The 22,395-nt window shown below is 62.3% G+C and carries 24 protein-coding genes; 20 read left to right on the forward strand and 4 right to left on the reverse strand.

The window, feature by feature from the left end; genetic code table 11:
- The first annotated feature begins 22 nt into the window (after nucleotides 1-22).
- The 10 genes from AC1DU8_RS21695 to AC1DU8_RS21740 all read left to right on the forward strand — a co-directional run bounded on the left by AC1DU8_RS21695 (nucleotide 23) and on the right by AC1DU8_RS21740 (nucleotide 8,686).
- Nucleotides 23-721, forward strand: a complete 699-nt coding sequence (locus AC1DU8_RS21695) for a TetR family transcriptional regulator (RefSeq protein WP_457282359.1) — start codon at nucleotides 23-25, stop codon at nucleotides 719-721.
- Nucleotides 722-871: 150 nt separating this feature from the next.
- Nucleotides 872-1,402, forward strand: a complete 531-nt coding sequence (locus tag AC1DU8_RS21700; protein WP_457282360.1) for a TRAP transporter small permease — start codon at nucleotides 872-874, stop codon at nucleotides 1,400-1,402.
- A complete protein-coding gene (locus AC1DU8_RS21705; RefSeq protein ID WP_477666921.1) occupies nucleotides 1,399-2,682 on the forward strand; it encodes a TRAP transporter large permease subunit in 1,284 nt (427 codons plus the stop codon). The genes AC1DU8_RS21700 and AC1DU8_RS21705 overlap by 4 nt, the downstream gene beginning before the upstream one ends.
- Before the next feature lie 99 nt (nucleotides 2,683-2,781).
- Nucleotides 2,782-3,789: a TRAP transporter substrate-binding protein gene (locus AC1DU8_RS21710; RefSeq protein WP_477690211.1), complete on the forward strand. Its 1,008-nt coding sequence runs from the start codon at nucleotides 2,782-2,784 to the stop codon at nucleotides 3,787-3,789.
- Nucleotides 3,790-3,871: 82 nt separating this feature from the next.
- On the forward strand, nucleotides 3,872-4,924 hold the full coding sequence (locus tag AC1DU8_RS21715; protein WP_477690212.1) for a Gfo/Idh/MocA family protein: 1,053 nt from the start codon (nucleotides 3,872-3,874) through the stop codon (nucleotides 4,922-4,924).
- A gap of 69 nt (nucleotides 4,925-4,993) precedes the next feature.
- On the forward strand, nucleotides 4,994-5,443 hold the full coding sequence (gene aroQ, locus AC1DU8_RS21720; protein WP_477647179.1) for a type II 3-dehydroquinate dehydratase: 450 nt from the start codon (nucleotides 4,994-4,996) through the stop codon (nucleotides 5,441-5,443).
- 21 nt (nucleotides 5,444-5,464) lie between these two features.
- Nucleotides 5,465-6,253: an SDR family oxidoreductase gene (locus AC1DU8_RS21725; protein ID WP_477727233.1), complete on the forward strand. Its 789-nt coding sequence runs from the start codon at nucleotides 5,465-5,467 to the stop codon at nucleotides 6,251-6,253.
- Nucleotides 6,254-6,351: 98 nt separating this feature from the next.
- Nucleotides 6,352-7,185: a shikimate dehydrogenase family protein gene (locus AC1DU8_RS21730; RefSeq protein WP_477666923.1), complete on the forward strand. Its 834-nt coding sequence runs from the start codon at nucleotides 6,352-6,354 to the stop codon at nucleotides 7,183-7,185.
- A 100-nt stretch (nucleotides 7,186-7,285) separates the two neighbouring features.
- Complete coding sequence (locus AC1DU8_RS21735) at nucleotides 7,286-8,218, forward strand: LysR family transcriptional regulator (protein WP_457282367.1); 933 nt, start codon at nucleotides 7,286-7,288, stop codon at nucleotides 8,216-8,218.
- Nucleotides 8,219-8,236: 18 nt separating this feature from the next.
- Complete coding sequence (locus AC1DU8_RS21740) at nucleotides 8,237-8,686, forward strand: DUF2214 family protein (RefSeq protein WP_457282368.1); 450 nt, start codon at nucleotides 8,237-8,239, stop codon at nucleotides 8,684-8,686.
- Between the two features lie 21 nt (nucleotides 8,687-8,707).
- Here the strand turns inward: AC1DU8_RS21740 and AC1DU8_RS21745 are convergent, their stop codons facing one another.
- Nucleotides 8,708-9,349: a LysE/ArgO family amino acid transporter gene (locus AC1DU8_RS21745; protein WP_457282369.1), complete on the reverse strand. Its 642-nt coding sequence runs from the start codon at nucleotides 9,347-9,349 to the stop codon at nucleotides 8,708-8,710.
- 96 nt (nucleotides 9,350-9,445) lie between these two features.
- Between AC1DU8_RS21745 and AC1DU8_RS21750 the strand changes: the two genes are divergently transcribed.
- The gene (locus AC1DU8_RS21750; protein WP_477690215.1) at nucleotides 9,446-10,366 is read left to right on the forward strand and encodes an HTH-type transcriptional regulator ArgP; all 921 of its coding nucleotides are present in this window, start codon (nucleotides 9,446-9,448) and stop codon (nucleotides 10,364-10,366) included.
- Between the two features lie 147 nt (nucleotides 10,367-10,513).
- On the opposite strand, the gene AC1DU8_RS21755 is transcribed toward AC1DU8_RS21750, so the two are convergent.
- On the reverse strand, nucleotides 10,514-10,810 hold the full coding sequence (locus AC1DU8_RS21755; protein WP_457282371.1) for a PsiF family protein: 297 nt from the start codon (nucleotides 10,808-10,810) through the stop codon (nucleotides 10,514-10,516).
- 134 nt (nucleotides 10,811-10,944) lie between these two features.
- Here AC1DU8_RS21755 and argS point away from each other — a divergent pair, with 134 nt between their 5' ends.
- The 8 genes from argS (at nucleotide 10,945) to AC1DU8_RS21795 (ending at nucleotide 19,281) form a co-directional block, all read left to right on the forward strand.
- On the forward strand, nucleotides 10,945-12,630 hold the full coding sequence (gene argS, locus AC1DU8_RS21760) for an arginine--tRNA ligase (RefSeq protein WP_457282372.1): 1,686 nt from the start codon (nucleotides 10,945-10,947) through the stop codon (nucleotides 12,628-12,630).
- A gap of 54 nt (nucleotides 12,631-12,684) precedes the next feature.
- Nucleotides 12,685-13,317 carry an SPOR domain-containing protein gene (locus AC1DU8_RS21765; RefSeq protein ID WP_457282373.1) on the forward strand — a complete coding sequence of 211 codons (633 nt, stop codon included), beginning with the start codon at nucleotides 12,685-12,687 and terminating at the stop codon, nucleotides 13,315-13,317.
- Between the two features lie 128 nt (nucleotides 13,318-13,445).
- A complete protein-coding gene (locus AC1DU8_RS21770) occupies nucleotides 13,446-14,093 on the forward strand; it encodes a thiol:disulfide interchange protein DsbA/DsbL (protein WP_477666926.1) in 648 nt (215 codons plus the stop codon).
- A 159-nt stretch (nucleotides 14,094-14,252) separates the two neighbouring features.
- Nucleotides 14,253-14,879: a lipopolysaccharide transport periplasmic protein LptA gene (lptA, locus tag AC1DU8_RS21775; RefSeq protein WP_457282375.1), complete on the forward strand. Its 627-nt coding sequence runs from the start codon at nucleotides 14,253-14,255 to the stop codon at nucleotides 14,877-14,879.
- A 14-nt stretch (nucleotides 14,880-14,893) separates the two neighbouring features.
- On the forward strand, nucleotides 14,894-15,685 hold the full coding sequence (gene lptB / locus AC1DU8_RS21780) for an LPS export ABC transporter ATP-binding protein (RefSeq protein ID WP_457282376.1): 792 nt from the start codon (nucleotides 14,894-14,896) through the stop codon (nucleotides 15,683-15,685).
- Between the two features lie 145 nt (nucleotides 15,686-15,830).
- Nucleotides 15,831-17,366, forward strand: a complete 1,536-nt coding sequence (locus AC1DU8_RS21785) for an RNA polymerase factor sigma-54 (protein ID WP_477727234.1) — start codon at nucleotides 15,831-15,833, stop codon at nucleotides 17,364-17,366.
- A 41-nt stretch (nucleotides 17,367-17,407) separates the two neighbouring features.
- Nucleotides 17,408-18,838 carry a THUMP domain-containing class I SAM-dependent RNA methyltransferase gene (locus AC1DU8_RS21790; RefSeq protein WP_477690216.1) on the forward strand — a complete coding sequence of 477 codons (1,431 nt, stop codon included), beginning with the start codon at nucleotides 17,408-17,410 and terminating at the stop codon, nucleotides 18,836-18,838.
- Complete coding sequence (locus AC1DU8_RS21795) at nucleotides 18,835-19,281, forward strand: putative toxin-antitoxin system toxin component, PIN family (RefSeq protein WP_477727235.1); 447 nt, start codon at nucleotides 18,835-18,837, stop codon at nucleotides 19,279-19,281. The genes AC1DU8_RS21790 and AC1DU8_RS21795 overlap by 4 nt, the downstream gene beginning before the upstream one ends.
- Here AC1DU8_RS21795 and AC1DU8_RS21800 read toward each other — a convergent pair.
- Nucleotides 19,232-20,137, reverse strand: coding sequence for a LysR family transcriptional regulator (locus tag AC1DU8_RS21800; protein ID WP_477727236.1), 906 nt, complete (start codon nucleotides 20,135-20,137; stop codon nucleotides 19,232-19,234). The genes AC1DU8_RS21795 and AC1DU8_RS21800 overlap by 50 nt on opposite strands.
- Nucleotides 20,138-20,242: 105 nt before the next feature.
- Between AC1DU8_RS21800 and AC1DU8_RS21805 the strand changes: the two genes are divergently transcribed.
- A complete protein-coding gene (locus AC1DU8_RS21805; RefSeq protein ID WP_457282381.1) occupies nucleotides 20,243-20,638 on the forward strand; it encodes a tautomerase family protein in 396 nt (131 codons plus the stop codon).
- On the opposite strand, the gene AC1DU8_RS21810 is transcribed toward AC1DU8_RS21805, so the two are convergent.
- Nucleotides 20,612-22,339 (reverse strand): FMN-binding glutamate synthase family protein, encoded by a 1,728-nt coding sequence (locus AC1DU8_RS21810; RefSeq protein WP_477690219.1) that lies wholly within the window; start codon nucleotides 22,337-22,339, stop codon nucleotides 20,612-20,614. The two genes, AC1DU8_RS21805 and AC1DU8_RS21810, sit on opposite strands and share 27 nt — an antisense overlap.
- Between the last annotated feature and the right edge of the window lie 56 nt (nucleotides 22,340-22,395).

A 22,395-nucleotide genomic window follows, 5' to 3' on the forward strand; every position in this document is an offset into this window, starting at 1 on the left:
GCCTGCCCCCTATACTGCGCGAATGGACGAAACAGTACATTCGCAGGCAGCTTCGACCAAGGTGCGTGGGCGCAAAAGCAAGGCCCCGGCTGTGCAGACGGCCACGCGCACCAACGACCCGGCACGCACGATGGCCGGCATCCTCGAAGTGGCAACGGCCGAATTCGCCGAGAAGGGCCTGAGCGGCGCGCGCATCGACGAGATCGCGGCGGCCACCAAGACCAGCAAGCGCATGATCTATTACTACTTCGGCAGCAAAGAGGGGCTGTACCTCGCCGTGCTGGAGGAGTCGTACCGGCGCATGCGCAGCATCGAGGCGGAACTGCACCTGGAAGACCTGCTGCCGGAAGATGCGCTGCGCCGCCTGGTGGGCTTTACCTTCGACCATCACCACAGCAATCCGGGCTATATCCGGCTGGTGATGTCCGAGAACATGGAGCGCGGCAGCTACCTGGCCCAAAGCAAGATCATCCAGCAGCTCAATGTGCCGGCCATCGATGCCATCCGCAAGCTTTACGAGCGCGGCGTGGCGGCGGGCATATTTCGCATAGGCCTGGACCCGATCGACATCCATGCGTCGATTTCTGCGCTGACATTCTTCAATGTCTCCAACCAGCACACCTTCGGACTGATCTTCAAGAGCGACACCCAGTCGGGGCGCGCCATGACGGCGCGGCGCGACAGCATCATCGAAATGATCGTGCGCTTCGTGCGCAAGTAACTTCCGGATCGCGCCGGCCAGGGGCCGGCATGTCGGGTTTCTACCGATTCGTTTAAAACTAACTAGTTCGTACATTATGGATTAAAGCAATCTTCAACAGGCTCAGGGCTGGACGGCTGCGCGCGCAGCCACGCATAAAAAGGAGACAACATGGACAAGTGGATAGACCGGTTTTGCCGGGTGCTGGACGGCGTGATTGCGCTGTTCCTGGCGCTGATGGTGGTGCTGGTGTTCGGCAACGTGGTGTTGCGCTATGGCTTCAACTCGGGCATCAATCTGTCAGAGGAGCTGTCTCGCTGGCTGTTCGTCTGGCTGACCTTTCTCGGTGCCGTGGTGGCGATCAACGAGCGCGGGCATCTGGGCACCGACATGCTGGTGGGTCGCCTGGGCCCCAGGGGCAAGAAAATTTGCCTCGGCATCAGTTACCTGCTCATGCTTTTTGCCTGTTGGCTGATGTTCCGTGGTGCGTGGGAGCAGGTCAAGATCAACTGGACCACCACCAGTGCCGTGATGGAAGTGTCCATGAGCTGGTTCTACGGCTCGGGCATGGTGTTCGCCGTGCTCGGCGGCCTGTTGCTGCTGCGGGACCTGGTCCGGCTGCTCAGCGGCAAGACCGGGGACGGTGAGCTGATGATGATCAGGGAATCCGAAGACCAGCCGCATGAAGGAGGTCCGGCATGACCATCGCTATATTCCTCGGATCGCTGCTTGCCGCCATGGCGCTGGGCATCCCGATCGCGTTTTCATTGCTGCTGTGCGGCGCGGCGCTGATGTGGCACCTCGACATGTTTGACGCGCAGATCCTGGCACAGAACGTCGTGAACGGCGCCGACAGCTTTCCGCTGCTGGCCGTGCCCTTTTTCATGCTCGCCGGCGAGGTCATGAACGCAGGTGGCCTGTCGCGCCGCATCGTCAACCTCGCCATGGCCCTGGTCGGCCACATCAAGGGCGGCCTGGGCTATGTCACGATTGTGGCGGCAGTCATCATGGCGGCGCTGTCGGGCTCTGCCGTGGCCGATGCGGCTGCGCTGGCGTCGCTTTTGCTGCCCATGATGGTGGCCGCCGGCCATGACAAGGCGCGCTCCGCAGGGCTGATCGCATCGGCGGGCATTATCGCGCCGGTCATCCCGCCTTCGATTGCCTTTGTCATCTTCGGTGTGGCAGCCAATGTGTCAATTTCCAAATTGTTCCTGGCCGGCATCTTTCCCGGTCTCTTGCTGGGGTTGTCGCTGTGGCTCACCTGGTGGTGGCTGGTGCGCAAGGAAGTGGTGAAAGCCCCGCCGCGCAAGAGCCGTGCAGAAGTCCTGGTGGCGTTGAAGGAGTCGACCTGGGCGCTGGTGCTGCCGCTGATTGTGGTGTTCGGCCTGAAGTTCGGCATCTTCACGCCGACCGAGGCCGCTGTGGTTGCCGCGGTGTACGCAACGCTGGTTTCCGTACTAATCTACAAGGAGCTCACGCTGAGGAAGCTCTATCCGCTGTTCGTGGGCGCCGCCAAGACCAGCGCGATCGTGATGTTCCTGGTGGCCGCGGCCATGGTGTCGGCCTGGCTGATCACGGTGGCGCAGATACCGGGCCAGGTGGTTGCCCTGCTGCAGCCGCTTCTGGACAGCCCGAAGTTGCTGATGCTGGCCATCATGGTGCTGGTGATGGTGGTGGGAACCGCGCTGGACATGACACCCACCATCTTGCTGCTGACGCCGGTGCTCATGCCGGTCGTCAAGGCCGCCGGCATTGACCCGGTGTACTTTGGCGTGTTGTTCATCATCAACAACGCCATCGGGCTGATCACCCCGCCGGTGGGCACGGTGCTGAACACGGTGGCCGGGGTGGGCAAGGTGAGCATGGACGAAGTCACCAAGGGCGTGTTGCCCTTTATGTGGGCCCAGTTCGCCATCATGTTCCTGATGGTGGCTTTCCCGCAAATCGTCATCATTCCGGCGCGCTGGTTCTACGGCGGCTGACAACTTTCCGCGCTGCCGGGCGTGCTGGGTACGCCACGGCCGGCAGCCACGTCAAAGCGTACCGTGACACCTCATCCCCTCAAAAAACCGGAGACAACCATGAAACGCCTGTTTATCAAATCCGTCCTCGCTACCGTCGCCCTGGCGGCCTTCGGCATGGCCTCAGCCCAGGACATCAAGGAACGCACCGTCAAGTTCGCCACGCAAAACCCGGACGGCCACCCGATTGTGCTGGGCATGAAAAAATTCGCTGAAACCGTGGCAGCGAAATCGGGCGGCAAGATCAAGGTCAACCTCTTCCCCGGCGGTGTGCTGGGCGGCGATGCACCGAACATCTCCGCGCTGCAAGGCGGCACGCTGGAAATGGTGGTGATGAATTCCGGCATCCTGGCCAGCCAGGCCAAGGAATTTGCCGTTTTCGATTTTCCGTTCATGTTTGCAAGCTCGCAGGAAGCCGATGCCGTGGTGGATGGGCCTTTCGGGAAAATGATGCTTTCCAGGCTTGACGCCAAAAACATCCACGGGCTGGCCTACTGGGAACTCGGTTTTCGCAACATCACCAACAGCAAGCGCCCCATCACCAAGGTGGACGACATTGCCGGCCTGAAACTGCGCGTGATTCCCAATGCCATCAACATCGATTGGGTGACCGCCCTGGGCGCCAACCCGACGCCCATGGCTTTTCCCGAGGTCTATGCCGCGATGGAACAGAAAGCCATTGACGGCCATGAAAACCCGTTCACGGTCATCAACGCGAACAAGTTCTATGAAGTGCAAAAGTACCTGGCGGTGACCAACCACCAGTACAACCCACAAACCGTGATCGTCAGCAAAAAGCTGTGGGACACCCTGAGCAATGATGAGAAAAAAATCTTCTCGGATGCGGCCGCCGAAGCTGCTGCGTACCAGCGAAAGGCCTCGCGTGAACAGTCCGGCACCGCGCTCGAAAACCTGAAGAAGAACGGCATGCAGGTCAGCGAGTTCAGCCCCGCAGAAATGGCCAAATTCCGCGAGAAGATGAAGCCCGTTATCGAGAAGCACTCGGCCATCGTGGGTGCCGATGTGGTCGGCGCACTGCAGGCAGAGCTCGCCAAACTGCGTAAATAGGACTTCACGCCCCGGCCGGCCCAGCGCACCGGAGCGCCGGGCTGGCCTGTTCTTTCATTCCGGTTCCGGGTATCTTTCCTTCATGAGCAAAATCCGCATCGCTGTCGCAGGGGCCGGCTACATCGGCCTGGCCCACATGGATGTGGCTCAAGAGAGCCCAACCTGCGTCCTTTCGGCCATTGTCGATCCTGCGCCGGCGGCAAAGGCTATCGCCGCCAGGGCGGGTGTTCCGCTGTACCCATCGCTGGATGAGCTGCTCAGCAAGGACCGCCCTGACGGCGTGATCCTTGCGACGCCGAACCAGCTGCATGTGCCGCAGGCCCTGCAATGCATCAAGGCCGGGGTGCCCATCCTGCTGGAAAAGCCCATTGCACCCACGCTGGCCGAAGGCGAGCAGCTGGTCAAGGCGGTCGCTGAGACGGGCGCCAAGGTACTGATCGGCCACCATCGCGCGCACAGCCCCATCATGGCCAAAGCGAAAGAAATCGTGGATTCGGGAAAACTTGGCAAGCTGGTTGCCGTGACGGGCAGTGCCACATTCTTCAAGCCCGACCGCTACTACGAAGACGCGTCATGGCGCCGCGAGATCGGCGGCGGCCCCATCCTCCTGAACATGATTCACGAGGTGCATAACCTGCGCATGCTGTGCGGTGACATCGTGGCAGTGCAGGCCTTTGCCTCCAATGCCACACGCGGTTTTCCGGTGGAAGACACGGTGGCCATCAATCTGCGTTTTGCCAACGGTGCGCTGGGCAGCTTCATGCTGTCGGACACCGCCGCATGCGCGCGCAGCTGGGAGCAGACCTCCCAGGAAAACAAGGCCTACCCAAGCTATGGCGACGAAGACTGCTACGTGATTTCGGGCACCAACGGAAGCCTGTCGGTTCCGACCATGCGCCTGAAAACCTATCCCAGCCCGGAAGACCGTTCCTGGTGGAAGCCATTTGACGAGAGCGTGGCCGACATGGTGCGCGACGATCCCCTCAAGCACCAGCTGGAGCACTTCGGCGCCGTCATTCGTGGTGAAGCACCGCCGCTGGTCAGTGCCCGCGACGGCCTGCTGAACCTGCGCATCACCGAAGCCATCGCGCAGGCCGCCCAAACCGGCCAGGTGATCGAGTTGCCCGTTGGTTAAGCAGCTCGACCCTCCCACATACAAATCAAACCACGACAAACAACGTCAACAACCAGGAAAGAAATCACCATGAAAGTGCTCATGCTTCACGGCATCAACCACAACATGTTCGGCAAACGCGACCCGGCGCAGTACGGCACCATCACGCTGGACGAGATCAACACCAGCCTGCAGGCTTTGGGCCGGGAGCTCGGCGCCGAGGTGGAACATTTCCAGACCAACAGCGAATGTGACATGTGCGAACGGATTCACCAGGCATTCACCGACAAGGTCGACGCCGTGCTGATCAACGCCGGTGCCTGGACGCATTACAGCTACGGCATCCGCGACGCCCTGGCCATCCTCACGGTGCCGGTTGTCGAGCTTCACATGTCGAACATCCATGCCCGCGAGCCTTTCCGCCATGTGTCGGTGTTCGCTGAAATCGTCAAGGGGCAGATCTGCGGCTTTGGCGCTGACAGCTACCTGCTGGCTTTGCGCGCCGCTGTTTCGGCGATCAATGCCGCAAGGGTTTCGTAAATCATCAGAAAGAGAGCGGCCATGTCACAGGAGTTCGCTGGAAAAGTCATCGTTATAAGTGGCGCCAGCCGGGGCATCGGCCATGGCATCGCCGCTGCGTTTGCCGCACGCGGTGCGCAAACCGTTTTGGCCGCATCGTCCATTGAGAACCTGAAGACTGCCACAGATGCAATTGCAGGCACTGGAGCACTCCGCCCTGAGGTATGTGCTGCGGATCTTCGAGGCGAAGAAGGTTGCAAAGCGGTATTCACCCTGGTGTCCGAAAAATTTGGACGCTGTGACGTGTTGGTCAATTCCGCGGGTGCCACGCGCGCCGGTGCGTTTCTGGACCTTCCGGAGGACGCATGGCATGACGGCTTTGCATTGAAGTTCTTCGGCTGTGTGAACTTGTGCCGCCTGTTTTGGCCGATGCTGAAAACTGCGGGTGGGCACGTTGTCAACATCATTGGCGGCGCTGCCCGTACGCCCGACCCGGGCTTCCTGATCGGTGGGTCGGTCAACGCTGCGATGCATAACTTCACCAAGGGCCTGTCCGGTCTTGGAAAGCGGGACGGCGTCAATGTCAACGCCATTCTTCCGGGCTTGACTGAAACCGGCCGTGTAGCGCAACTGTTTCAGCAGCGTGCAGCCGCAAGCGGAAAGCCCGTCGAAGAAGAACGACAGGCACAAATCGCACGCGAGGGACTCAGCCGGCTGGGGACACCCGAGGATGTCGCCGCACTTGCGATATTCCTGTGTTCGGAGAGTGCCCGCCACATTCAAGGTACGGCCATCGCTGTGGACGGCGGTGGCACCCCTGGCCTGTATTGATCGTCAAAGGCATCTTTGTTGCAGGCGAATGACCGTCAGCACTGATCATTCGGCATTATTTTCAACAGCGGTTTTAACTGCAAATTTCTGGAACCTCCATGATCAACGGCCATACCGAACTCATCGCCCACATCGGCTACCCGACGCATTCTTTCAAGGCGCCGATGATCTACAACCCCTACTTTGAACAGGCGGGAGTGAACGCGGTGGTCGTGCCCATGGGTTGCAAGACCGAAGACTACCCGGCCTTTCTGCGGTCGGTGTCTTGCCTGGAGAATTTCCGCGGCGCGCTGATCACCATGCCGCACAAGGTTACGACTGTCGATTTGCTGGACGAAGCCACACCCACAGTACGCATCGCCGGCGCCTGCAATGCCGTCAAACGCGACGCCAATGACAAGCTCGTGGGCGACATGTTCGACGGGGAAGGGTTTGTGCGCGGCGTGCAACGCAAGGGCTTTGATCCGCGCGGCAAGCGTGCCCTGGTCGTCGGCAGCGGCGGCGTGGGCTCGGCAATCGCTGCTTCGCTGGCCAAGGCCGGCGCGCGCGCGCTAGGGCTGTGCGACGTCAATGCGGCCTCCGCGCAGGCGCTGGCTGGGCGGCTGCGCCAGCATTACGCAACGCTGGAACTCCTCACAGGCTCAAACGACCCGGCGGGTTACGACCTGGTGGTCAACGCCACGCCCATGGGCATGAACGAAGGCGATCCGCTGCCCATGGACGTTTCACGTATCGCCGCCAACAGTTTTGTGGGCGAAGTGGTCATGAAGTCGGAGATGACCGCGTTTCTGGCAGCGGCCAAGGCGCGTGGCTGTACGGTGCAAGTGGGGTCCGACATGCTGTTCGAGCAGATCCCGGCCTACCTCGAGTTTTTTGGCCTGCCGACCACCACACCGGACGTCTTGCGATCGGTGGCCCGGCTGAGTTATTAAAAAAGTGTAAGAGGACGCGCGCACCGTGCGTCCTGGGTGGGAAGTGTTGGAATCAATGCTAAAAACGGCTGATTTCAGACGTTCATGGACATAATCCAGCATGGACAAACTCAAGCAGCTTGAATCGTTCGTGTCGGTTGCGACACGCGGCAGCCTGACCGCTGCCGCGAACGCCGAAGGCGTGGCGCCGGCCATCATGGGGCGTCGGCTTGATGCACTGGAAGGCCGCCTGGGCGTCAAGCTGTTGGTACGCACCACCCGGCGCATCACGCTCACACACGAAGGCAGCGCCTTTCTTGAAGACTGCCAGCGCCTGCTGATTGATTTTGCCAACGCCGAAGCCAGCGTTTCGGCCGGCGGCGTCAAGGCCAGCGGGCATCTGCGCATCACCGCGCCGGCCGGCTTTGGCCGCCGCCACGTGGCGCCACTGGTCACACGCTTTCGCGAAGTGCATGCCGATGTCACGATCTCGCTGAACCTGAGCGACCGGGTGGTTGATCTGGCCGGCGAGGGTTTTGACTGCGCAGTGCGCGTCGGCGACATGCCGGACTCTTCGCTGGTGAGCGTGCGCATGGCTGACAACCGCCGGCTGTGCGTGGCCACGCCGGTCTACCTGGCCCGCCACGGCACGCCCCAGCACCCCAGCGAGCTGGCGAAATTCGACTGCCTGACGCTGTCCAGCGACGCCTCGCAAACGCGGGGCTGGGCGTTCCGGGTCCAGGACGAATTGATCCATCTCAAGCCGGGCGGGCCGCTCGACTGCTCGGACGGCCAGGTCCTGCATGACTGGTGCCTGGGAGGGTACGGCATTGCCTGGCGCAGCACCTGGGAGGTCGAGGCAGAAATTGCCGCCGGCCAGCTGGTGGCGGTGCTGGAGGATTTTGCCGCGCCGCCCAACGGTATTTACGCCGTATTTCCGCAACGCAAACACTTGCCGCTGCGGGTTCGCCTTTGGCTGGATTTTCTGAAACACCATTACAGCCAACCGGAGTTCTGGTGCTCGTCGCCAGCCGCCACCACCACAAAACCCTGACTGGAAAGGATCCCGACGATGGTTCTCGAATCTCTTTTGGCCTATGCCCACCTGCTGGCGATTCTCACCATGGTGGTTTTTCTGGCGAGCGAGGCGGCGCTGTGCCGCACCGAGTGGCTGAACGCCGCCGTGATCGAGAGGCTCGGCAAGATCGACATGGTCTACGGCATCTCGGCCGGCGCGGTTTTCCTGACCGGCCTGGCGCGCGTGTTTCTGGGCAGCAAGGGCGCGGCCTGGTACGCCCACAACCCCTTGCTGTACGTCAAGCTCGTCATGTTCCTGGCGATTGGGCTGATTTCCATCAAGCCGACCATGATGTTTTTGCGCTGGCGCCGTGAGTTGCGCGCCAGCGGCGCCCTGCCCGATGCGCTGGAAGTCAAACAAGCGCGGCGGCTGGTGATGGTGCAGGCGCACATCCTGCCGTTCATTCCGCTGGCCGCCGTCTTTCTGGCCCGAGGCTTTGGTTAGGCACACACCCGCGCTGCAGCGTCAGGCTGAAAACAGGCCATGCACCAGCCAGAAGGCGGTGCCCCACATCATCAGCGCTACCAACAGGTCCATCGCGCGCCATATGGCCGGTGTGTTGAGCCTGCGCCCCACGCACCACAGCGCCACACCCAGGCCGGTAAACCACAGCAATGAACCCGTGATGGCGCCCAGGCCGAAGACGGCGTTGTCCGGCCGGGCGTAAGCCAGTGATGCGGTGCCGATGACCACGGCGGTGTCCAGCCATGCATGGGGGTTGAGCCACGACAGCGCCAGTGCCAGCCCGATGGCCTTGCGGCGCGGCATGGCCTCTGCGCCGGCCATATCGGGGTTCTGGGCAGACGCGTGCGCAGGCTGCAGAAAGCGCCGCATGGCCTGGGCGCCATACACCAGCAGCACCAGCGCGCCCGCGCCGGTCATGGCGCCCAGCAGCTTGTCGGAAAGACCGCCCAGTTGCGCAAGGCCGGCAACGCCTGCGGCGATCAGGGCCACATCGGTCAGCACACAGACGGCGACGGTGAGCCAGAGATGCTGGCGTAGCAGGCCCATGCGGATCACGTGGGCGTTCTGCGGGCCTATGGCCATGATGAGCGAGAGGCTGAGGACCATGCCAGTCAGGAAGGCGGGGGCGGTGAGCGGGTTCATGGCCGCAAGTGTGTGCCAGGGCTCATAATAGTTAAATAGAATTAACTAAAATTAGCTTTAGTCAATTATTAATTGATTTAGTAGGCGCCTAACAACATGCTCGATGCCCGACAACTTGAAGCATTGGCCGCCGTGATTGAGCACGGCAGTTTCGGCGAAGCCGCCAAGGCCCTGAGCCTGACGCTGGCTGCCGTGTCCCTGCGCATCAAGTCACTTGAAACCGCACTGGGGCAGCGGCTCCTGGTGCGCGGCAAACAGGTACGCGCCACGTCGGCCGGCCAGGCTTTGCTCGGGCACACCCGGCAGGTTCGCCTCATGGAGGGTGATCTGCTGGCCGGGCTGCAGGGCGGGGGAAAGCCCGCTCGCCTGCAAAGCCTCAGCGTGGCGGTGAACGCCGACTCCCTGAGCACGTGGTTCTTGCCGGGCGTGGCCTCAGCCCTGCACACTAACGGCCTGCTGCTCGATGTCGTGGTGGACGATCAGGACCACACCCAGGAAGCCCTGAAAAGCGGGGATGTCACGGGCTGCGTCACCGCATTGGCGCAGGCCATGCGGGGCTGCGTGGCTGAACCGCTGGGCGTGATGCGTTACCGCTGCATGGCCTCGCCCGCGCTGGTGGCGCAGTGGAACGAGCCCGCGGCGGGTGGCAAGGCCGCACCGAACCGGCTGGCCCATCGCCTGCTAGCCAGCCCTGCCGTGATCTTCAACCGCAAGGACGCGCTGCAGGATACTTTTCTTGAACAGCATTTCGGGCTGCGCGACGCGCTGTACCCGCGCCACTTCGTGCCGGCGGTGGATGCGTTTGAGCTTGCGCTGGAGCTTGGCATGGGCTGGGGCATGGTGCCCGACCTGTTGCTGGCCGCGCGCACCCGCAAGCCGCCGCTGCAGGAAGTGCTGCCGGGCAGCACGGTCGACGTGCGGCTGTACTGGCAGCACTGGGCACGTGAATCCGTTGCGGCGCAGCGATTGACACAGGCGGTCAAGCAGGCGGCGCAGGGGCAGCTGCTGCAGGTGTGACGGTGCGTTTATAGATGAAAAGTACCGCTAGCGCTTTGTAGACAAGCGCAAACAGCTATCGAATTAATAGCGCCCAGGAGGAATATTGGCACAAAAAAAGCCCGCCATGACATTCATGGCGGGCTGGTTTGATCTGAAAAGACCGGCTTACTTGCTCAGGCACTCTTTCATGAAGGCTTTGCGTTCGTCGCCTTTTTTGCCCTTGGCGTCGACGTTGCAGGTTTTCATTTTGGTTTGCTGCGTTGGTGCTTCTTTCTTGGCGCTCAGGCACTCTTTCATGAATGCCTTGCGCTCATCGCCCTTCTTGCCTTCAGCGTCCTTGTTGCAGGCGCCCATTTTGGTTTGCTGTGCGGTTTTGGCTGGAGCGTCCGCGGCGTGCGCCACCGGAGACAAGGCCATCGAGACGGCAAAAACGGCGGCGATCAGGGATAACAGCTTTTTCATGGTGGCTCCATTGGGTTGGGAAACAGGTTTGAGTTCCGGCTGGAATTCCAACACATAACGCCGCGCCGGGCAAATTCGATGACCGGGTATCTGAGGGGTCCGAACGGCAGATGGCTTAACCGTAAAATCAGACCATGCTCTCGATTAAAAAAGACCTGCTCGCGGCTCTGGCCGCGGGGCTGGAAGAACTTTCCCCCGGCGCAGGCGACAAAGCTGCCTTTGAATCCCCCAAGGTGGCGGCCCATGGCGACTTCGCCTGCACGGCCGCCATGCAGCTGGCCAAACCGCTCAAGCTCAACCCGCGCCAGGTGGCCGAAAGCCTGCGCGCCAACCTGCTCAAGAAGCCCGCGTTTGAACGCTGGGTAGACGCCATCGAAATCGCCGGCCCCGGTTTCATCAACATCCGCCTCAAGCCCGCCGCCAAGCAGGAGACCGTGCGCGAAGTGCTGGCCGCCGGCGCGCAGTTCGGCGTGCAGCCGGCCGACCCGGCACGCAAGATGATCGTCGAGTTCGTCTCGGCCAACCCGACCGGCCCGCTGCATGTGGGCCACGGCCGCCAGGCCGCGCTGGGCGATGCGATCTGCAACCTGTTCGCCACGCAAGGCGCCAAGGTCTGGCGCGAGTTTTATTACAACGACGCGGGCGTGCAGATCCAGACCCTGGCCACCAGCACACAGGCGCGCGCCAAAGGCATCAAGCCCGGTGACGCCGGCTGGCCCGAGTCGGCCTACAACGGCGACTACATCGCCGACATCGCGGCCGACTTTCTGGCCAAAAAGACCGTCAAGTCGGACGACCGCGAATACACCGCCTCGGGCGACGTGGAAGACATGGACTCGATACGCCAGTTCGCCGTGGCCTATCTGCGCCACGAGCAGGACCTGGACTTGAAGGCCTTCTCGGTGAAGTTCGACAACTACTACCTTGAGTCCAGCCTGTACAGCTCGGGCCGTGTCGATAGCGCCGTGGCCAGACTGAAAGAGGCCGGCAAGACCTACGAGCAGGATGGCGCGCTGTGGCTGAAGTCGACCGACTACGGCGACGACAAAGACCGCGTGATGAAAAAGAGCGACGGCAGCTACACCTACTTCGTCCCCGACGTGGCCTACCACCTGGCCAAGTGGGAGCGCGGCTTCGGCAAGGCCATCAACATCCAGGGCATGGACCACCACGGCACCATTGCCCGCGTGCGCGCCGGGCTGCAGGCCGCCGGCGAAGGCATTCCCCAGGGCTACCCCGACTACGTCCTGCACACCATGGTGCGCGTGGTGCGCAACGGCGAAGAGGTCAAAATTTCCAAGCGCGCCGGAAGCTACGTCACCTTGCGCGACCTGATCGAATGGACCAGCGCCGACGCCGTGCGCTTCTTTTTGCTCAGCCGCAAGCCGGACACCGAATACATCTTCGACATTGACCTGGCGCTGGCCAAAAACAATGAAAACCCGGTGTATTACGTGCAGTACGCGCATGCGCGCATCTGCTCCATCCTCACCACCTGGGCCGGCCAGGGTGGCGACGAAGCCAGCCTCAAAGCTGTCGACCTCTCGGCGCTGGACAGCCCGCAGGCGCAGTCATTGATGCTGCTGCTGGCCAAGTACCCCGACATGCTGACCAACGCGGCTGACGGATTTGCACCGCACGACGTGGCTTTTTACCTTCGTGAGCTGGCGGCCAGTTATCACAGCTATTACGATGCCGAGCGCATCCTGGTGGACGACGAAGCTGTGAAGCTTGCCCGTCTGGCGCTGGTCGCCGCGACTGCGCAGGTGTTGCACAATGGCCTCGCAGTGCTGGGCGTGAGCGCCCCGCGCAAGATGTAAACCGTGGCGAAAACCATGCGAATTTCAGGACAAGGCAATGAACGTGGGCAAGGTATGAATACACAACGAGGCGGAACCCTGTTGGGGTTGATCATTGGCGCGCTGATCGGCCTGGGCGCGGCGCTGGCGGTAGCGGTTTACATCACCAAGGTGCCGGTTCCTTTCATGAACAAGAGCCAGGCACGCAACCCCGACAGCGATGCTGTTGAAGCCAAGAAAAACAAGGACTGGAACCCGAACGCCCCGCTGGCCGGCAAAAACCAGCCCAAGCCGCCTCCTCCGGCAGCGGTTGAAGTGCCTGGTGTTCCAGTACCCGACCCCTCGGCCGGAGCCACCCCCAAGGCCGCCGCTTCAGCGCCGGCCAAAGTGGCCAAACCAGCGCCTGCCGATCCGCTGGGCGATCTGGCAAAGGCCAAGGTCGAAGGCCTGTCATCCGGTCCGGGAGCGGATCCCTTCAGCTATTTCATTCAGGCCGGTGCCTTTCGCACGCCGGAAGATGCGGAACAGCAACGCGCCAAGTTGCTGCTGCTGGGCATGCAGGCCAAAGTGACGGAACGCGAGCAGGCTGGCCGCACCGTGTACCGCGTGCGTCTTGGCCCTTTCGACAAGAAGGAAGATGCCGACAAGGCCAAGGAGCGCCTGGACAACAATTCCATTGAAACCGCGCTGGTCCGGGTCCAGCGCTGAAGCCCTCGTCCAACGATAGGCTGAACTTTTCACGAGGCTGGTGTACAAACCCCTATACCCCGCGCCACGAGGCATCCGCCAGAGGGGCGGTTTCCGGGCTATTTCTGTCATTCCAGGAGAAAAATCTGATGCAACGCCGTGAGTTTTCGTTTTCAGCCGCCGCCCTGGGCGGCATCGCCGCCCTGCCCACCCTGGCACAAGCCCAGGCCAAGGCCTTCAAGGACGGCGAGGATTACCTGACGCTGGACAAGCCGGCGCCGACCGAAGCCGCCGCCGGCCGGGTCGAGGTGGTGGAATTCTTCTGGTACAACTGCCCCCATTGCAACGCCTTCGAGCCGCAATTCGAAGCCTGGATGAAGCAGATCCCCAAGGACGTGTCCGTGCGGCGTGTTCCAGTGTCCTTCCGGCCCGATTTCGAACCTCAGCAGCGCCTGTATTACGTGCTTGAGGCCATGGGAAAAATTGAGGAACTTCACAAGAAGGTGTTTGCCACGATTCATGTGGAAAAACAACCGCTTAACACGCCCGAGCTGATAGCTGCATGGGCTGAAAAGCAGGGCCTCAACAAGGCCAAATTCGTTGAGTTCTACAACTCCTTTTCGGTCGCCTCCAAGGCGCGCAAGGCCACACAGCTGCAGGACAGCTACAAAGTGGCCGGCGTGCCGTCGCTGGGTATCGCCGGGCGTTATTACACCTCGTCGGACCAAACCCAAACCATGACCCGCGCGCTGCAGGTCACAGATCACCTGATCGCCCAATCCCGCAAGGCCAAATAAAGAAAGCGCCCGCGGCCGTGCGCCGCGCCAAACACCGGCTCAAAAAACCCGCCCGATTTCCGGCGGGTTTTTTTATGCCCCTAATATTCCCCGTGCAAGCCATTCCCGCAGCTGGCATGGCTACAATGACCCAACACCAAGCAGCAAGATTCGTGCCTTATGAAACACCCCATTTTTTCCCTCATCCTGCCGGTCATCCTGGCGCTGGGGTCGGCTTTCCCGGCCGCTGCCGAAAAAGCTGATCGGGACAAACCCATGAACGCGGAGGCAGATGCCCTGCGTTATGACGACCTGAAGCAAACCAGCGTTTTTACCGGCAATGTGGTGATCACCAAGGGCACGACCATCGTGCGCGGCGAGCGCGTTGACGTCATGCAGGATCCCGAGGGCTACCAGCAGGCGGTGTCCGTCGCGGCGCCCGGCAAGCTGGCGTTTTACCGGAAAAAGCGTGACGGCGTAGACGAGTACATCGAAGGCGAAGGCGAACGCATTGAATATGACAGCCGCGCCGACCTGGTGAAGTTCATCAAGCGGGCGGTGGTGCGCCGCTACAACGGTGCCACCCTGGTGGACGAAACCACCGGCAGCCTGATTGTTTATGACAACAACACCGACGTCTTCACCGTGGATGGGGGCGCGCAAAACCGTACGGCCAGCAACCCCACGGGGCGGGTTCGCGCCATGCTGTCACCCCGCGCGACAGCCTCGGCACCCGTTGCGGCACCGCCCGCGGGCCCAGCCCCGGTTCTGCGCCCCAGCACGACGCTGGGCAATGAAAAGAACTAGAAAGACCTGCACAGATGGATGTGGTGACTGACACTTCAGCGGCCCCGGCCGCTCCTGCCCTGACCCCCAGCCGCCTTGTTGCGCAAGGTCTGCAAAAATCGTACGGCAGCCGCAAGGTGGTGCAGGACGTTTCGCTGTCCGTGCAAAAAGGCGAAGTCGTGGGCCTGCTGGGCCCCAACGGCGCGGGCAAAACGACCTCGTTCTACATGATCGTGGGCCTGGTGCGCGCCGATGCAGGCGAAATTTCCATCGACGGCGAGTCGGTCGAGCACATGCCGATTCACCTGCGTGCCCGCCTGGGCCTGAGCTACCTGCCTCAGGAAGCGTCGATTTTCCGCAAGCTCACGGTGGAAGAAAACGTGCGTGCCGTGCTGGAGCTGCAGCTCGACAAAACCGGAAAACCGCTGGGGCGCGCAGACATCGAGTCGCGGCTCGACGCCCTGCTGCAGGATTTGCGGGTAGATCATTTGCGCAACTCACCGGCACCGGCGCTCTCGGGCGGCGAGCGCCGCCGGGTCGAAATCGCGCGGGCGCTGGCAACCCAGCCGCGCTTCATCCTGCTGGATGAGCCGTTTGCCGGTATCGACCCCATTGCCGTGATCGAAATCCAGCGCATCATCGGTTTCCTCAAATCGCGCGGCATCGGCGTGCTGATCACCGACCACAACGTGCGTGAAACACTGGGCATTTGCGACCATGCCTACATCATCAGCGACGGCCACGTGCTGGCGCAAGGCACACCGTCCGAGATCGTGAATAACGCCGATGTGCGCCGCGTCTATCTCGGCGAACACTTCAAGATGTAGAACATGGTTCCCCCCTGTTGTCGCTCACTTCGTGTAGCTCCCTCTCCCCCTCCGGGGACGGCGCCTGCGGCCTGGCAAAGCCAGTTCGGCGGCGCCCGCTGGTTAAAGACGTATCGCCTCAACCTTCCGCAAGTTTGAAAATCCAGTGAAACAAGGTCTGTCACTCCGCGTCTCGCAGCATCTTGCGCTGACACCTCAACTACAGCAGTCGATCCGGCTGTTGCAGCTGTCGACGCTTGAGTTGAGCCAGGAGGTCGAGCAGATGCTCGACGAAAACCCGTTTCTGGAAGTGTCGGAAGAGACGGCGGTGCGCGAAGAGTTTGGGCTGGAGCACATCAACACGCCGGTAAGCCAGGACAGCCGCGAGTTTGAATCTGCTACGGATTCGATAGCTGGCGGCGCAGACGAGACTAGCGCTACAGCCCCGAATGACGCAGAAGTCAGTGCGGAGCCCAAGCTCGAGGAAAGCTGGGAAGGCGATGGCACGGTAGAAACCACGCCCGACGACAGCGAGTGGGGAAGCGACGCACCGGCGCGCAAGAACAACAATGAAGAGAGCGAAGCCGAGGCCTCCGACCTCACGGGCAGCCATGAGTCGCTGCAGGACCACCTGCACCGGCAATCGCTGAGCTTGCGCCTGTCGGAGGAAGACCGTGCCGCGCTGCACTTCCTCATTGAATCGCTCAACGACGACGGCTACCTTGAAGACAGCCTGGCGTCGCTCGCGGCCGGTCTTGCAAGAGATGACATGGCGCAGGCGGAAGAACTGGAGCAGCGTTTTGCGATGGCGCTCAAGCTGCTGCACCACATGGAGCCTGCCGGTGTCGGTGCGCGCAACCTGGCGGAATGCCTGAGCCTGCAGCTGCTGGACTGCAAGGACTGCGAAGAAACCCGCGCAGCCATTGCCATGTGCAAGCAACCGATGGAGCTGCTGGCCAAGCGCGACGTCAAGCGCCTGTCGCACCTGTGCGGTTTCACCGAAGCCGCCATCAAGGGCGCGATCACGGTGATAGGCCGGCTCGATCCCAAGCCCGGGCGCCGCTTCGTGAATGTGGAGCGCAACCTGATCGTGCCCGACGTCATCGTTGTGAAGTCGGGCCGGGGCTTCAAGGTTTCGCTCAATGGCGACGTCATGCCGCGCCTGCGCGTGCACGACATTTATGCCAATGCCCTCAAGCAGCACAAGGGCCAGGGCGGCCAGGCGCTGCAGCAGCGCCTGCAGGAGGCCCGCTGGTTCATCAAGAACATCCAGCAGCGCTTTGACACCATCCTGCGCGTGAGCAGTGCGATTGTGGAACGGCAGAAAAATTTCTTCACGCACGGTGAACTCGCCATGCGCCCGCTGGTGCTGCGCGAAATCGCCGACGAGCTGGGCCTGCACGAGTCCACCATCTCCCGCGTGACCACGGCCAAGTACATGGGCACCCCTTTCGGCACCTTTGAGCTCAAGTATTTCTTCGGCTCCGCGCTCGGCACCGAAACCGGCGGCAATGCTTCCAGCACGGCGGTACGCGCGCTCATCAAACAATTTGTCTCGTCCGAAAGCCTCAAGAAACCGCTCAGCGACAACCAGATTTCCGAAATGCTCAAGGAGCAGGGCATTGAATGCGCACGCCGCACCGTGGCCAAGTACCGCGAAGCCCTGCGCATAGCGCCCGCCAACCTGCGCAAATCACTCTAGCCGCCCAATCAGGCCGCGCTGCCCGTCCCTCAAAGTCAGTCATGAATCAACTCCAATTGTTTTTACCGTGCGCCGCAGGCGTCGAAACCCTGCTGGCCACCGAGGTCAAGCGTGTCACCGGGATCGACGGCAAAGCCTGGCGCGCCGGCGTGCAGCTGCAGGCGTCGTGGCGCGACGCGTTGCAGCTCAACCTGCACAGCCGGCTGGCGCAGCGTGTACTGATCGAGCTGCAGCACAACCAGTACCGCAGTGAGCAAGACCTCTACAACGCTGCTGCCAACGTGGCCTGGGAAATCTGGTTCACGCCCAAACAGACCTTCAAGGTCGAGATCACCGCCCAGCACAGCCCGCTGCAAAGCCTGAACTTCGCGGCGCTGAAGATCAAGGACGCGATCGCCGACCGCTTTCGCGCCAAGTTCGACGACGTGCGCCCCAGCGTCGACACGCGCTGGCCCGACGTGCGCGTCTACGTGCACCTGACGACGGACACCGTCACGGTCTACATCGACACCTCGGGTGAGCCGCTCTTCAAGCGCGGCTGGCGTGAAGACAAGGGTGATGCCCCGCTGAAGGAAACCCTGGCCGCCGCCATGATTGCCGCCAGCGGATGGGATCAGCTCTGTAAAGAAGGCGTGCCGCTCTATGACCCCTGCTGCGGCTCGGGCACCATCGCGATTGAAGCCGCGCAGATCGCGTGCAACATCGCACCCGGCATCAACCGCCGTTTTGCCTTCCAGAAATACCTGCCCTTCCAGGGCCACGTGTGGGACGGCCTCCTCGACCAGGCCGAAGCCGCCATCACCGAGCCCACGGCCAAGGTGTTCGGCAGCGACGTGTCTTTCCGCATGGTTGACTTTGCCGAGCGCAATGCCGAACGTGCCGGTGTGGCCAATGCGGTGGAATTCCGCGGCGGCGACGCGCTGCAGCGTATGCCACCTGCGCCTTCGGGCGTGATGCTGGTGAACCCGCCTTACGGCGAACGGATCGATGTGGCAGGCGTGGCCGGCATCACCGGCCTGCAGGGACGCGACCAGCGCCGCCAGCAAGGACATGCCGAAGGACGCGTGCAGCAGGACCACCGCAACCAACCCATCGATGAATTTGGCCAGCCGCTGAACCGGGACAGCGGCGATCGGGGCGACACGCGTGAAGAGCCCGCCTTCGAGACTTCGCGCGACCGTTCTGCCAATCCCGGCCGCGAACAGGCACAAAACGCCTGGGGCGAAGAAGCGACGGAGTTTTTTCCGCAACTGGCCGCGCACTGGAAGAAAAACTACGCCGGCTGGACCGCTCACGTGCTCACGCCCGACCTCAAACTGCCGGGCAAGATGCGCCTGAAAGAATCGCGGCGCGTGCCGATGTGGAATGGTCCCATCGAATGCCGCCTGTTCCGCTTTGACATGGTGGCGGGCTCCGCACGCGGCAAGCCCGGCGCAGCCACCCCCACCCCACCGAACGAGCCGGCGGCGTGACGGCCTCAGTGCGCCAGCCTGTCGTGCTGGACACCAACATCGTCCTCGACGTGTTTGTTTTCAACGATGCGGCAGCGCAGCCACTGAAAAAAGCGCTGGAGGCCGGCGAGCTCGACTGGCTGGCCACGCAGGCCATGCGCGACGAACTTGAGCGCGTGCTGGCTTATCCGCAAATCATTCCCCGCCTGGCGTTTTACGAATTAAGCGCCGGTGACGTGCTCGCTGCCTTTGACCGGCATGCTCGCCTGACGGAGGTGGCAGCCAAGGCCGGTGTCACTTGCAGCGACCCCGACGACCAGAAGTTCATCGACCTGGCGGTGGCCGGCAAGGCCTTGCTGCTCAGCAAGGACCGGCATGTTCTCTCCATGACCAAACGGCTCGGCAACCTCGGCGTCAGGGTGCAGCGCTCGATGTCTGACGGCAAGCAGCCTTCAGGAAGGTGAGGAAGGCGCGTACGCGAGGAATGTTCTGCCGGCCGGGAAGAACCAGGGCTGACAGGGGCGTCGGGTCGCTGTCGTGGAGCGTCGTCAGTAGCGGCACCAGCCGTCCGTCAGCGAGCGCCTGTTCCCCCAGGAAATCACCGAGGCGGACAATGCCAACGCCGGCCAGGGCCAGGTCAAGCAGCAGGTCGGCGCTGTCGCATGTGATGGAACCTTTGACCGGCAGCATGACACGCTTGCCGTCCTCCAGCACCGGCCATTCCGCCAGACGCGTGAATCCACTTAATTGCAGGCAGTTGTGCGCGAGAAGCTCACGGGGATGCTGCGGAACTCCGTGCCTGGCCAGGTAGCCTGGGCTGGCGACCATGACGCGATGAACAGTTCCCAGCTGCAGCAGCACAAGTCCGGAATCCTGCAAGGGGCCTACCCGGATGGTGACATCGGTCTGGTCGAGCAGGGGGTCTATGCGCTGATCACCGACGGTTAGTGCGACAGAAATATCCGGGTATAGGGTCTGAAACTCCGGCAGCAGGCGCACCAGCTTGTGTTTCGCAAAAGCGGTACCGGTATTGATGCGAATCAAGCCCTGCGGGCGGCCCTTGACCGCCCCGATCTGGGCCTGTGCTTCTTCAACCCGGGCAATGATCGCGCGGGCATGGTGGAGATAGGTTTCGCCTTCCTGCGTGAGTACAAGCCGCCGTGTTGAACGATGCAATAGCTTGGCGCCAAGCCGGCTTTCGAGCCGCGACACGATACGCGCGACCGCCGAAGCGGTGAGCCCCGCCTCTTTGCCGGCCGCAGCAAATGCCCCTAAATCCACCGTGCGAACAAAGATGGCGATGTCATCGGTGTACTGCATCCCTCATTATGTCGTTTTCAGTCGCAATGACTGACCAATGTGCATATTTATCTAATTTTTGGTCTCTATAAAGTCGGATTTCCACATTTTCAAGGAGTCCTGACCATGCCACTCGCCCGTATTTCGGTGCCCGCGCACCTTTCGCAGGAGTTCATCATGGCCCTTGCTGATGCTGTTCACCAGGGGTTGGTTGAGACATGCGGTGTGCCGCCCGGTGACCGGTTTCAACTGGTTTCGCGTTTCCAGCCCGACGCGATGATCCTGGATCCGACGTTTCCGGACGTGAGCCGCTCGGCCGGCGCCTGCATTGTGGAAATCACTTTTCTGGGTGGCCGCAACGACGCGCGCAAGCGTGAGCTCTACGCCCGCGTGGTCGCTAAGGCGGTCGCCGCCGGCTTTTCGCCGGACGACATCATGATCGCGCTGACGGAAAATTCGCCGATCGACTGGTCGCTTGGCCGTGGCCAGGCGTATTCAGGCCACTGCGACGCGGGTGCCTGAAGTCGCGGCGCCATCGGGTCCGGCGGGTGCCTGCATCGCGGCGCCGTTGGCGCGAAAACTGTGCGCGCTGGCCAGCGGCCAGTAGTAGCTGAAGACCGTGTTCTGCTTTTCCAGCGAGCCCAGCAGCGCACCGGGCTCGACTTGCATGATGAGGTTGCTCAGCAGCCGCACCTCGGTGTCGGTCAGGCGCCGCACGATGTGATGCGCGTTGACTTCGCGCGGGTGGCACAGGCCCGCGGCCTGCACCAGTTCTTGCAGCGCATGCAGCGTGCTGCGGTGAAAGTTGCGCACGCGTTCGGCCTTGTCGGGCACCACCAGTGCCTGCTGGCGCACCGGGTCTTGTGTGGTGACGCCCGTCGGGCATTTGCCGGTGTGGCAGCTTTGCGCCTGGATGCAGCCCAGCGCCATCATGAAGCCGCGCCCGGCATTGCACCAGTCGGCGCCCAGCGCCATCAGCCGCACCATGTCAAACGCGCTCACCACCTTGCCGGCGGCACCGATGGAAACGCGGCTGCGCAGGTTCACGCCGATCAGCGTGTTGTGCACCAGCAGCAGGCCCTCTTGCAGCGGCGCGCCCACGTGGTCGGTGAACTCGACGGGCGCAGCGCCCGTGCCGCCCTCGGCGCCGTCCACCACGATGAAATCCGGCGTGATGCCGGTCTCCAGCATGGCTTTCACAATCGCAAACCATTCCCACGGGTGTCCGATGCAGAACTTGAAGCCCGTCGGCTTGCCGCCCGACAGCTTTCGCAGTTTGGCGATGAAATGCATCATCTCGACCGGCGTGGAAAATGCGCTGTGGCTGGAGGGCGAAATGCAGTCCTTGCCCTGCGGTACACCGCGCGCCGCCGAGATTTCCTCGGTGACCTTGGGGCCGGGCAGGATGCCGCCGTGGCCGGGCTTGGCGCCCTGGCTCATCTTGAGCTCGATCAGCTTGACCTGCGGGTCGCATGCGTTGGCGGCGAAGCGCTCTTCGCTGAACGTGCCATCCTCGTTGCGGCAACCAAAATAGCCCGAGCCGATCTCCCAGATCAGGTCACCGCCATGCAACCGGTGGTGCTGCGAGATCGAGCCCTCGCCCGTGTCGTGCGCGAAGCCGCCGAGTTTGGCGCCCTTGTTCAGCGCCATGATGGCATTGGCCGAGAGCGATCCGAAGCTCAGCGCCGAGATGTTGAACACGCTGGCGTGGTAAGGCTGCGTGCAGGGCTCCACCGAGGGCGACGGGTGATCGGGCGTGCCGCCTATCCAGACGCGGAAGTCGTGGGTTGGCAGTTTGGTCGGCGACATCGAATGGTTGACCCATTCATAACCCTGCGCGCCCACGTCGAGCTGCGTACCGAACGGCCGGTTATCGGGTTCGCCCTTGGCGCGCTGGTACACCAGCGAGCGCTGGGCGCGTGAAAATGGCGTGGCCTCGCTGTCGCTTTCGATGAAGTACTGGCGCATTTCGGGCCGGATGTACTCAAACAGGAAACGCATGTGGCCGATGACCGGGTAGTTGCGCAGCACGGCATGGCGCGTTTGCCGCAAGTCGCGCACACCGACACACACCAGCACCACGCCGGCCACCAGGGATACCAGGGCCAGCTTCCCGACGCCAAAAACCATCAGGCCGAGCAGCCCCAGCAGCGCAGCAAGCCCGCACAGGGCCATAAAGGTGTAACGGACGGGGAACCAGGCATCCAGGCGCTGAAGAAACATGACGGGGCTTCCGTGGGAGGGGTCACAAAAGGGCACAAAACACAGGCATGCAGCCG

This window comes from Polaromonas sp. P3_A5, assembly GCF_056403055.1.

What these genes read in the sequence shown, in the direction of transcription:
- AC1DU8_RS21695 (WP_457282359.1), top strand. Translation starts at nt 23, where the DNA reads ATGGACGAAACAGTACATTCGCAGGCAGCTTCGACCAAGGTGCGTGGG.
- AC1DU8_RS21700 (WP_457282360.1), top strand. Translation starts at nt 872, where the DNA reads ATGGACAAGTGGATAGACCGGTTTTGCCGGGTGCTGGACGGCGTGATT.
- AC1DU8_RS21705 (WP_477666921.1), top strand. Translation starts at nt 1,399, where the DNA reads ATGACCATCGCTATATTCCTCGGATCGCTGCTTGCCGCCATGGCGCTG.
- AC1DU8_RS21710 (WP_477690211.1), top strand. Translation starts at nt 2,782, where the DNA reads ATGAAACGCCTGTTTATCAAATCCGTCCTCGCTACCGTCGCCCTGGCG.
- AC1DU8_RS21715 (WP_477690212.1), top strand. Translation starts at nt 3,872, where the DNA reads ATGAGCAAAATCCGCATCGCTGTCGCAGGGGCCGGCTACATCGGCCTG.
- aroQ (WP_477647179.1), top strand. Translation starts at nt 4,994, where the DNA reads ATGAAAGTGCTCATGCTTCACGGCATCAACCACAACATGTTCGGCAAA.
- AC1DU8_RS21725 (WP_477727233.1), top strand. Translation starts at nt 5,465, where the DNA reads ATGTCACAGGAGTTCGCTGGAAAAGTCATCGTTATAAGTGGCGCCAGC.
- AC1DU8_RS21730 (WP_477666923.1), top strand. Translation starts at nt 6,352, where the DNA reads ATGATCAACGGCCATACCGAACTCATCGCCCACATCGGCTACCCGACG.
- AC1DU8_RS21735 (WP_457282367.1), top strand. Translation starts at nt 7,286, where the DNA reads ATGGACAAACTCAAGCAGCTTGAATCGTTCGTGTCGGTTGCGACACGC.
- AC1DU8_RS21740 (WP_457282368.1), top strand. Translation starts at nt 8,237, where the DNA reads ATGGTTCTCGAATCTCTTTTGGCCTATGCCCACCTGCTGGCGATTCTC.
- AC1DU8_RS21745 (WP_457282369.1), bottom strand. Translation starts at nt 9,349, where the DNA reads ATGAACCCGCTCACCGCCCCCGCCTTCCTGACTGGCATGGTCCTCAGC.
- AC1DU8_RS21750 (WP_477690215.1), top strand. Translation starts at nt 9,446, where the DNA reads ATGCTCGATGCCCGACAACTTGAAGCATTGGCCGCCGTGATTGAGCAC.
- AC1DU8_RS21755 (WP_457282371.1), bottom strand. Translation starts at nt 10,810, where the DNA reads ATGAAAAAGCTGTTATCCCTGATCGCCGCCGTTTTTGCCGTCTCGATG.
- argS (WP_457282372.1), top strand. Translation starts at nt 10,945, where the DNA reads ATGCTCTCGATTAAAAAAGACCTGCTCGCGGCTCTGGCCGCGGGGCTG.
- AC1DU8_RS21765 (WP_457282373.1), top strand. Translation starts at nt 12,685, where the DNA reads ATGAATACACAACGAGGCGGAACCCTGTTGGGGTTGATCATTGGCGCG.
- AC1DU8_RS21770 (WP_477666926.1), top strand. Translation starts at nt 13,446, where the DNA reads ATGCAACGCCGTGAGTTTTCGTTTTCAGCCGCCGCCCTGGGCGGCATC.
- lptA (WP_457282375.1), top strand. Translation starts at nt 14,253, where the DNA reads ATGAAACACCCCATTTTTTCCCTCATCCTGCCGGTCATCCTGGCGCTG.
- lptB (WP_457282376.1), top strand. Translation starts at nt 14,894, where the DNA reads ATGGATGTGGTGACTGACACTTCAGCGGCCCCGGCCGCTCCTGCCCTG.
- AC1DU8_RS21790 (WP_477690216.1), top strand. Translation starts at nt 17,408, where the DNA reads ATGAATCAACTCCAATTGTTTTTACCGTGCGCCGCAGGCGTCGAAACC.
- AC1DU8_RS21800 (WP_477727236.1), bottom strand. Translation starts at nt 20,137, where the DNA reads ATGCAGTACACCGATGACATCGCCATCTTTGTTCGCACGGTGGATTTA.
- AC1DU8_RS21805 (WP_457282381.1), top strand. Translation starts at nt 20,243, where the DNA reads ATGCCACTCGCCCGTATTTCGGTGCCCGCGCACCTTTCGCAGGAGTTC.
- AC1DU8_RS21810 (WP_477690219.1), bottom strand. Translation starts at nt 22,339, where the DNA reads ATGTTTCTTCAGCGCCTGGATGCCTGGTTCCCCGTCCGTTACACCTTT.